The sequence below is a fragment of the Salmonella sp. SAL03688 genome (assembly GCF_046551895.1).
Taxonomy (GTDB): domain Bacteria; phylum Pseudomonadota; class Gammaproteobacteria; order Enterobacterales; family Enterobacteriaceae; genus Salmonella; species Salmonella enterica.
In genome coordinates, this window is the sequence record NZ_JBGDVI010000081.1 from 1 (window position 1) to 292 (window position 292).

General features: G+C 55.1%; 1 rRNA gene. It reads left to right on the forward strand.

The annotated features are described in order from the left end of the window. Positions 1-292 (forward strand): 23S ribosomal RNA (locus ACLJR2_RS23815); the annotation flags it as partial.

Here is a 292-nt window from a genome sequence, read left to right on the forward strand (position 1 = left end):
CGTACAAGCAGTGGGAGCCCCACCACCAAAGCATTCTCTGGTGTTGAAGGCCCTGCAAAGCAGCATCGCGGTGGCGGAGCGTCGTTTGCGACGCCCAACACACAAAACAAGCGGTGAGTGCTTTGGGGTGGGGTGACTGCGTACCTTTTGTATAATGGGTCAGCGACTTATATTCTGTAGCAAGGTTAACCGTATAGGGGAGCCGGAGGGAAACCGAGTCTTAACCGGGCGTTAAGTTGCAGGGTATAGACCCGAAACCCGGTGATCTAGCCATGGGCAGGTTGAAGGTTGG